The sequence below is a fragment of the Syntrophaceticus schinkii genome (genome assembly GCF_000946815.1).
Classification (GTDB): Bacteria; Bacillota; DSM-12270; order Thermacetogeniales; family Thermacetogeniaceae; genus Syntrophaceticus; species Syntrophaceticus schinkii.
The window spans coordinates 1-8532 of the sequence record NZ_CDRZ01000059.1; the positions used below are offsets into that span (position 1 = coordinate 1).

At 46.5% G+C, this 8532-nt stretch carries 8 protein-coding genes and 1 pseudogene; 7 read left to right on the forward strand and 2 right to left on the reverse strand.

What is annotated here, in order from left to right; all coding sequences use genetic code 11:
* Positions 1–5 precede the first annotated feature (5 nt).
* Complete coding sequence (locus tag SSCH_RS17335; protein WP_084710920.1) at positions 6–200, reverse strand: IS1182 family transposase; 195 nt, start codon at positions 198–200, stop codon at positions 6–8.
* Positions 201–535: 335 nt separating this feature from the next.
* On the opposite strand from SSCH_RS17335, the pseudogene SSCH_RS04140 reads away from it, so the two are divergent.
* From SSCH_RS04140 to SSCH_RS04160, 7 genes and pseudogenes are all read left to right on the forward strand, one after another.
* A pseudogene (locus tag SSCH_RS04140) lies at positions 536–746 on the forward strand (helix-turn-helix domain-containing protein).
* Between the two features lie 65 nt (positions 747–811).
* Positions 812–2428 carry a type I restriction-modification system subunit M gene (locus tag SSCH_RS04145; RefSeq protein WP_044664377.1) on the forward strand — a complete coding sequence of 539 codons (1617 nt, stop codon included), beginning with the start codon at positions 812–814 and terminating at the stop codon, positions 2426–2428.
* Positions 2421–2807, forward strand: coding sequence for a hypothetical protein (locus tag SSCH_RS04150; protein ID WP_084710921.1), 387 nt, complete (start codon positions 2421–2423; stop codon positions 2805–2807). The genes SSCH_RS04145 and SSCH_RS04150 overlap by 8 nt, the downstream gene beginning before the upstream one ends.
* Positions 2773–2985, forward strand: coding sequence for a restriction endonuclease subunit S (locus tag SSCH_RS22275; RefSeq protein WP_156972085.1), 213 nt, complete (start codon positions 2773–2775; stop codon positions 2983–2985). The genes SSCH_RS04150 and SSCH_RS22275 overlap by 35 nt, the downstream gene beginning before the upstream one ends.
* Before the next feature lie 19 nt (positions 2986–3004).
* Complete coding sequence (locus SSCH_RS19930) at positions 3005–3577, forward strand: restriction endonuclease subunit S (RefSeq protein WP_269746112.1); 573 nt, start codon at positions 3005–3007, stop codon at positions 3575–3577.
* Positions 3561–3689: a hypothetical protein gene (locus tag SSCH_RS22280; protein WP_456300446.1), complete on the forward strand. Its 129-nt coding sequence runs from the start codon at positions 3561–3563 to the stop codon at positions 3687–3689. Before SSCH_RS19930 ends, SSCH_RS22280 begins: the two co-directional genes overlap by 17 nt.
* Entirely contained in the window at positions 3686–6763 is a 3078-nt protein-coding gene (locus SSCH_RS04160) for a type I restriction endonuclease subunit R (protein ID WP_044664378.1), read from the forward strand. Before SSCH_RS22280 ends, SSCH_RS04160 begins: the two co-directional genes overlap by 4 nt.
* Positions 6764–6962: 199 nt before the next feature.
* Here SSCH_RS04160 and SSCH_RS16215 read toward each other — a convergent pair whose 3' ends face one another.
* Entirely contained in the window at positions 6963–7811 is an 849-nt protein-coding gene (locus SSCH_RS16215; RefSeq protein ID WP_052835290.1) for a peptidoglycan DD-metalloendopeptidase family protein, read from the reverse strand.
* Positions 7812–8532 lie beyond the last annotated feature (721 nt).

Sequence of the window (8532 nt, forward strand, 5' to 3'; positions counted from 1 at the left end):
GTTCTTTAAGAATTACCTGTTTCTGTTAGTTCTCTTAAAAATCTGCTCATAGTTGCTTCACTTGGTACGCTTGCAATTACGCCAAATCCACATATGTACCGAAATACAGGGTCATTTTTTAGCCTTCTGACCAATGCAGCCATTGTCGGTATTTGCTCTATCTTTGCAGCTATTAATGCTCTTATGTTTGTATTTGGCATTGTATCCTCGAGGTTCCATTATGTTTTCTGGGTAGCCTGGATATTATTGGTTTCAAATCAAAGGGTGCTAAAAATCTTTTCCATGTCTAGTTTCAGGTTGCATTTTTAATGCATCTTCGAAGGAAATCAGGCACTGTTGTCGAATATACAAGGTAGCTTCATCCCTTTCCACTTTTGCTTTATTTGGTTTGATTTACCTTATAATTCGGCAAAAGTCGGGGTGAAGCCTTTATTTTAGGCCTTCAAAACCTTGATTTCAATGAGTTTTTTAGAATGAAATTCTCTCTATAGTATAAATCTATTCTGGTGGCGAGGTGGCAAAAATGGCACAAAAGATGACGGTCAGCTATAAAAAACTCTGGAAATTGCTGATAGACCGCGATATGAAAAAGAAAAGACCTGCAGGCAGCTGCAGGCATCAGCCCATCATCGATTGCCAAGCTTTCTAAAAGTGATCATGTAAGTATGGGCGTTCTGATCAAAGTGTGCACAGCTTTGGATGTCGGTTTTGAAGATATTATGGAACTTGTGCCAGATACAGAGTAAACGCAGGGAAAAATCAGGTTGATCAAAAAAAGTGGCTTATAGAATCAGTGGAGGAGAAATGGACAATGGCAGATAACAAAAAAGAACAGGAACGCGCAGAACTGCATCGCATGATCTGGAATATCGCCAACGACCTGCGGGGCAGTGTGGACGGCTGGGATTTTAAGCAGTATGTCCTCGGTATGCTGTTTTATCGCTATATATCAGAGAATATCACCGCCTATATCAACGCCGGAGAGCATGAAGCAGGGGATGCCACATTTAATTACGCTGTACTCTCCGACAGCGATGCCGAACAGGCCCGCGAGGATTTGGTAAAGACAAAAGGCTTCTTTATCCTGCCCAGTGAGCTGTTTGAAAACGTAAGAAGAATGGCGCCTGGCGATGAAAACCTCAATGAAACTCTTGAATCAGTGTTCCGCAGCATTGAGAGTTCAGCACTGGGCAGTGCCAGCGAAGATAATTTCAGAGGCTTGTTCGATGATTTGGATGTGAACAGCAACAAGCTGGGCGGCACAGTTGCGGAGCGCAACAAGCGGCTTATTAAGCTGATGAACGGTGTTGTCGATATGCATCTCGGTGATTATCAGGATAACACCATCGACGCTTTTGGCGATGCCTATGAGTTCCTGATGGGGATGTACGCTTCCCATGCAGGAAAAAGCGGCGGCGAATATTACACCCCACAGGAAGTAAGTGAGCTGCTGACACATATTACCCTTGTGGGCAAAACAGAAGTCAACAAGGTGTACGACCCGGCCTGCGGTTCCGGCTCTCTCTTGCTTAAATTTGCCAAAATACTGGGCAAGGAGAACGTCAGGCTCGGTTTTTTCGGGCAAGAGATCAACATTACCACCTATAACCTCTGCCGCATCAATATGTTCCTGCATGATATAGACTACGATAAATTCGACATCGGTCACGGTGACACACTGACCAACCCTCTGCATTGGGATGATGAACCCTTTGAAGCCATTGTGTCCAATCCCCCCTACTCCATCAAATGGGAGGGCAAAGACAATCCCTTACTGATCGACGACCCGCGTTTTTCCCCGGCAGGGGTCCTGGCGCCGAAATCCAAAGCCGACCTTGCCTTTATCATGCACAGCCTGTCATGGCTGGCCACCAGCGGAACGGCGGCGATTGTCTGCTTCCCAGGTGTGATGTATCGCGGAGGCACGGAAAAGAAAATACGCAAATACCTGATTGACAACAACTATATCGACTGTATTATCCAGCTACCCGATAACCTATTTTACGGCACAAGCATCGCCACCTGTCTCATGGTACTGAAAAAGTCCAAAACAGAAAACAGCACCCTGTTCATCGATGCTTCCAAAGAGTTTGTAAAAGTCACTAACAGCAACAAGCTGACACCTGATAACATCAAAACAATTGTCGCGGCATTTACTGAAAGGAAAGATAAAGAATACTTTGCCAGGGTTGTGCCCAATGCCATGATAGCAGAGCAAGACTACAACCTTTCCGTGAGCACCTATGTGGAGCAGGAGGATACACGTGAAATAATAGACATTGTCGCCCTCAACAAAGAAATTGAGGAGATTGTTGCTCGGGAACAGATGTTGCGGGAGGAGATCGCCAAGATCATCACGGAGATTGAATTGCCATCCGCCGCGTCTGCGGACAGGCAGGGCAAACGGGGGGGTGGGGGGCATGAGTAAACTGGGAGAATTGATTGCAGAGCTTTGCCCGGAAGGGGTGGAGTTTAGGCCGCTAGGTGGTGTAGCTCATTATTCTTCTGAAAGAATTGACGCAAAAGAAGTTGATTCTCATAGTTATGTAGGTGTTGATAATCTGTTGCCGGAAAAGCAGGGAAAAACAGATTCAAATTATGTTCCGACAAAAGGACGTTTAATTCGTTTCCTGGAAGGTGATATTCTAATCGGAAACATCCGTCCCTATTTGAAAAAAATCTGGCTTGCAACCCATGGTGGCGGGACAAACGGTGATGTTTTAGTGATTCAAGCTTACGACCGTAGGATTATGTCACCTGAATTCCTATTCTATGTTTTATCCTCGGATTTGTTTTTTCTGTTATGATATACAGAATGCCAAAGGAGCAAAAATGCCTCGTGGCGACAAGTCCGCTATAATGAAATATCGCTTACCCCTCCCCCCGCTGCCTGTGCAGCGTGAAATTGTCCGCATACTGGACAATTTCACGGAACTTACAGCGAAACTTACAGCGGAACTTACAGCAAGAAAAAAAACAATATGAATATTACCGTGATTTGCTCTTGACATTTGATGATTATTCTGCTCACAATTCAGACAGACAGACAGACAGACAGACAGACAGACAGACGAGAAAAATTGCGGTCCAATGGCTACCGCTAGGGGAAATAGCCACTGATCTTTATAGGGGCTCTGGAATTAGACGTGACCAAATAACCGAAAATGGTACCCCATGTGTCCGTTATGGGGAGATATATACTACTTATAATATATGGTTCGATAAGTGCGCGTCTCACACAGACGAAACAATGCTTGGTACTAAAAAGTACTTTGAACACGGTGATATTCTTTTTGCCATTACAGGAGAAAGCGTGGAGGATATTGCAAAGTCGTGTGTATATGTTGGGAGTGAGAAGTGCTTAGCTGGCGGCGATATCGTAGTCATGAAACACAACCAGAATCCGAAATATATTGCATATGCTCTCTCCACAGCAAATGCAAGGATGCAAAAGAGCAAGGGTAAAGTAAAAAGCAAGGTCGTTCACACCAACATACCATCTATACGAAACATCATCATCCCCGTCCCCCCCCTCCGCCGAACAACAACGCATCGTCTCCATCCTCGACCGCTTTGATGCCCTGTGTAACGACCTGACAAGCGGCCTGCCCGCGGAAATTGAAGCGCGGCGCAAGCAGTATGAATACTACCGGGATAAGCTGTTAACCTTTAAGGAGGTGGAGAGATGAGTACCTACAACATTGTTGCCTCAACAGACGAAAGCACAGTTGTTGCGGAATATATATCTGAATATTCCCATCCTGATGTATATCAAAGTGAAGCTAAACTGGAGCAGGAATTTATACGTCTGCTTGAAACACAAGGATACGAATATCTGGCGATACATGAGGAATCCGCACTTGTGGACAATCTGCACCGGCAGTTGGAACTGCTGAACAACTATACTTTCTCTGACACAGAATGGGACAGGTTTTTTGGTGAGTGTATCGCCGGCAGCAATGAGGGTATTGTGGAAAAGACCCGCAAGATCCAGACCGATCATGTGCAGGTTTTACGATGTGATGACGGTTTATCCAAGAACATCTGTCTTATCGATAAAAATAACATCCACAACAACCGCTTGCAGGTTATCAATCAATACGAGGAATCAGAGGGTGCTCACGATACCCGCTACGATGTGACTGTTCTTGTAAATGGCCTGCCTCTTGTCCATATTGAATTGAAGAGGCGGGGTGTTGCCATTCGGGAAGCGTTTAATCAAATCAATCGTTACCAGAAGGACAGTTTTTGGGCGGCAAGCGGCCTGTACGAGTATGTGCAGATTTTCGTGATCTCCAACGGTACACACACAAAGTATTACAGCAATACCACTCGCCAGGCGCATGTCAAAGAACAGAGCGGCGGCAAACATAGAAAGAGCAAGAAAACCAGCAACAGCTTCGAGTTTACCAGCTTTTGGGCGGATGCCAACAATAAAATTATTGCTGACCTTGTGGACTTCACCAAGACGTTTTTCGCCAAGCATACCCTGCTCAACGTGCTGACCAAATATTGTGTATTCACTACAGAGGAATTGCTGCTCGTCATGCGACCATACCAGATCGCGGCTACTGAGCGCATCATGTCTCGCATTGCAATATCAACCAACTACAAACAAACAGGAAAAACAAAGGCCGGCGGATATATCTGGCACACTACCGGCAGCGGTAAAACCCTGACCTCTTTCAAAACGGCGCAGCTAGCCAGCGCTCTTCCCTATGTGGATAAGGTGCTGTTCGTTGTCGACAGAAAAGACCTGGATTATCAGACAATGAAAGAATATGACCGCTTTGAAAAAGGGGCGGCAAACGGCAACACCTCGACAAGGATCTTACAAAGACAGCTGGAGGACTCCGACTCACGCATCATCATCACGACCATTCAAAAGCTTGATGTGTTTGTCCGTAAAAATAAGAAACACCCCATCTACAAAAAGCATATTGTTATTATCTTTGACGAGTGCCACCGCTCCCAGTTCGGCAGTATGCATCTGGCAATTAAAAAGTCCTTTAAAAATTACCACCTCTTCGGGTTTACCGGCACACCGATCTTCGCCGCAAACGCAGCGCATGGCAATCATCCGCTGCTGAGGACAACTGAACAGGCCTTCGGCGATAAATTGCATACTTACACCATTGTGGACGCCATCAATGACGGCAATGTGCTTCCCTTTAGGATTGACTTTATCAATACCGTCAAGATGCCTGAGAGAATAGACGATAAACAGGTATATGGGATAGACAGTGAAAAGGCACTGTCAGACCCCAGGCGGATCAGTGACATTGTCTCCTACATTTTGGAGCACTTTGACCAGAAAACAAAACGCAGCAACTTCTATACAATGACCGCAAAATGGGACGAGGCTGACAAGCAAAATCCCAAAAAGACGATTGAAAGGCGCGAAAAAAGGCGTGTAGCAGGTTTCAACTCCATTTTTGCCGTGGCCTCTATTCCTTTGGCGATGAAATACTACACGGAATTCAAGAAACAGCTGGAGGCCACACACCGGAAACTCACAGTTGCGACAATTTTCAGCTTCAGCCCAAATGAGGAAGAAGCGGATGGCGTGTTGCCTGATGAGGATTTTAATGTGGAAAGCCTTGACCAAAATTCCCGGGATTTTCTTGATGCAGCGATCAAAGATTATAACGCCACATTTAGCACAAACTTCGATACATCAGCAGATAAATTCGAGAATTATTACAAAGACCTTTCCATGCGGGTGAAGAACCGTGAGGTTGACCTGCTGATTGTGGTCAATATGTTCCTGACGGGCTTTGACGCCACCACACTGAACACACTTTGGGTGGATAAGAATCTTCGGCAGCATGGGCTTCTCCAGGCGTTCTCCCGCACCAACCGTATTTTGAACAGTGTAAAGACATTCGGCAATATAGTCTGCTTCCGTGACTTGAAAGAGGCGACCGACAAGGCCATTGCGCTTTTTGGGGATAAAGACGCAGGCGGTATCGTACTGCTGAAAACGTACAGCGAATACTACAATGGCTATGATGAACAGGGCGAACATCAGCCAGGTTATAGAGAGTTGATCGCTGTTCTTACAGAGCAATACCCGCTTGGGCAGGCCATCATCGGTGAAGAGACACAAAAGCGCTTTATCAGGCTCTACGGTGCGATTTTAAGGCTGAGGAATATCCTCTCTGCGTTTGATGACTTCGAGGGCAATGAAATTCTGTCGGATAGGGATTTGCAGGACTACCAGAGCATCTATATCGACCTGTATGAGGAATTTAAGAAAGGCACTCACAGCGATAAAGATAGCATCAACGATGACATTGAGTTTGAAATTGAACTTATCCGGCAAATTGAGGTAAACATCGACTATATTCTGATGCTTGTGGCGAAATACCATCAATCAAACTGCACTGATAAGAGTATTCTGACAACCATTGACAAAGCCATCAATTCCAGCATTGAGCTCCGGAGCAAAAAAGAGCTTATCGAACGCTTTATTGAACAGGTTAACATCTCTACCAAGGTGGATGAGGATTGGCGCAAATTCGTTTCCGAGCAGAAAGAAGTTGATTTATCCGCGATCATCAATGAGGAAAAGCTGAAGCCAAAGGAAACGAGAAAATTCATCGACAACTCGTTCCGTGACGGCATACTAAAAACAACAGGCACCGACATCGATAGAATCATGCCGCCTGTGTCACGCTTTGGCGGCGGCCGCGCGGTCAAAAAGCAGGGTATTATCGATAAGCTGCTCAAATTCTTCGAAAAGTTTTTCGGGCTTGTGTGAGTGACAACATTAATGTACATGGGGTTTTCTTAAAACGACATTTATGATTTTAGGGAACCAAAACTATTATACTGAGCCAAGCCTAAATGGAACAAAAAAGCCAGCCGCTCCAAGCGATTACACTTGGACATAGCTGGTCTTTCTTGCCCCGCTTGAAGCTGTTCACTGTGAACGCTTCTTGGGCACCTCTTGATTATTCTTATTCCAGATAAAGCATAGGATCCACAGCTTTGTTATTGACACGCACTTCAAAGTGCAGGTGGGGGCCTGTGGAGCGGCCGCTAGAACCTACTTTGGCAATCCCCTGGCCTTTTTCTACAATATCTCCCTGACTGACCAGGTATTCAGAAAGATGTGCATAGAGTGTCTTATAGCCGTTCCCATGATCAAGGACCACTGTCTTGCCATATATGGAACGCCATCCTACCGAATCCACCCAGCCACTTCGAGCAGCATGGATCACTTCTCCCATATCCCCCGCAATATCCAGGCCGTGGTGAAATTCACCATCCCGCGGCCCGAAAACGGAGGTGATCCTCCCGGATAGCGGCCGGCTGAAAATTCGCCCTCTCTGTCCTGCCACCGGCTGTGCCTGCTCCATATTTGAAGCGATAATCAGCTCCTGTCCATCCCGAAGAGAGTCGGGGTCATGGATCCGGTTTGCCCTCGCCAACTGCTCCACACTCACCTGGTAGCGACGCGCCAGACTCCACAGTGTCTCTCCTCGAGCTACCCGGTGAGTTCTCACCTGTGTTTGAGAAGATAATACAAGAACCTGTCCGGACCTGATCAGATCTCCCTGGATGCCGTTGGCAGCTATGAGTTCCTTGAGCTCTATCCCAAATTTACGAGAAATACTCCACAGGGTATCTCCTGGTTGAACAGTGTATGTACTGCCACCTGTATCAAATTTTATTTCTTCCTTTGTTTCTTCCTTCCAGCAGGAGGCAAAACTATCTTCGGCAAAATAACCGGCCGCCTGGTGAAGGGGGCTCATCAACCCCACCAAAACCACCAAACAACAGATCAGAGCCATCCTCTTCTGCATTTTTTTCACCTCTCAAAAAACCACATATACTGCTATTTTTCCCTAATCTGCTGGAAGTTATTCACTTTTTGATTATCTGGGCCGGGCGGCCACTGGCTGCCAGCCACCCAGAACAAAAACAGAAGCCAGAAAAACCGGAAGTCGGAACATCACAATGGGACATGCTTTTTAATTTGGACCGCAACGCACCAAAGCAACGATTCGTTTCATGTACGGTATTTTTTGTTCAAACTGCCCACCTGAAATACGGAAGTCAAAGACCAGAGGTCGGAAGTCTGAGGGACACGGACATTGCCGCGGATCGTCGGACGGTTCTTTCGTCGAGCCTTTTCCGGCAAGAGGTGGGAACCGTCCCCGGGTCTTTCGCGGCTTTGTTTCAGCGCACCTCTTCAGGCTAGACACGAAAGTTTACCCGGTCTCAACGCACCATCAGGAGCATGCAATAGGAGGTAGAGTAGGCGGGGTCTCATGCCGCCTGGTAGCGTTTAGGTCAGGACAGTCCGTTATACTGCCCCTTTCGTCTGGCAGTGCCTTCAGTATCCCGGCCGTGCGCTACTGGCCTAGCACGTTCGTCATCCCTCACCCCTCATCGAACCGTACGTGCGCTATTAACGCATACGGCTCTCCGTAGTCATTATTCACGGAGCTCACGCAAAGATTTCTTAACCCTTGACAATCGTTAAATAGTTCACGAAATGAATTACGGGGTAGTAGGCAAGTT

Excerpts from the sequence above, each read along its gene's own strand:
- SSCH_RS04145 (WP_044664377.1), top strand. The coding sequence starts at position 812 with ATGGCAGATAACAAAAAAGAACAGGAACGCGCAGAACTGCATCGCATG.
- SSCH_RS04150 (WP_084710921.1), top strand. The coding sequence starts at position 2,421 with ATGAGTAAACTGGGAGAATTGATTGCAGAGCTTTGCCCGGAAGGGGTG.
- SSCH_RS17335 (WP_084710920.1), bottom strand. The coding sequence starts at position 200 with ATGCCAAATACAAACATAAGAGCATTAATAGCTGCAAAGATAGAGCAA.
- SSCH_RS22275 (WP_156972085.1), top strand. The coding sequence starts at position 2,773 with ATGTTTTATCCTCGGATTTGTTTTTTCTGTTATGATATACAGAATGCC.
- SSCH_RS04160 (WP_044664378.1), top strand. The coding sequence starts at position 3,686 with ATGAGTACCTACAACATTGTTGCCTCAACAGACGAAAGCACAGTTGTT.
- SSCH_RS16215 (WP_052835290.1), bottom strand. The coding sequence starts at position 7,811 with ATGCAGAAGAGGATGGCTCTGATCTGTTGTTTGGTGGTTTTGGTGGGG.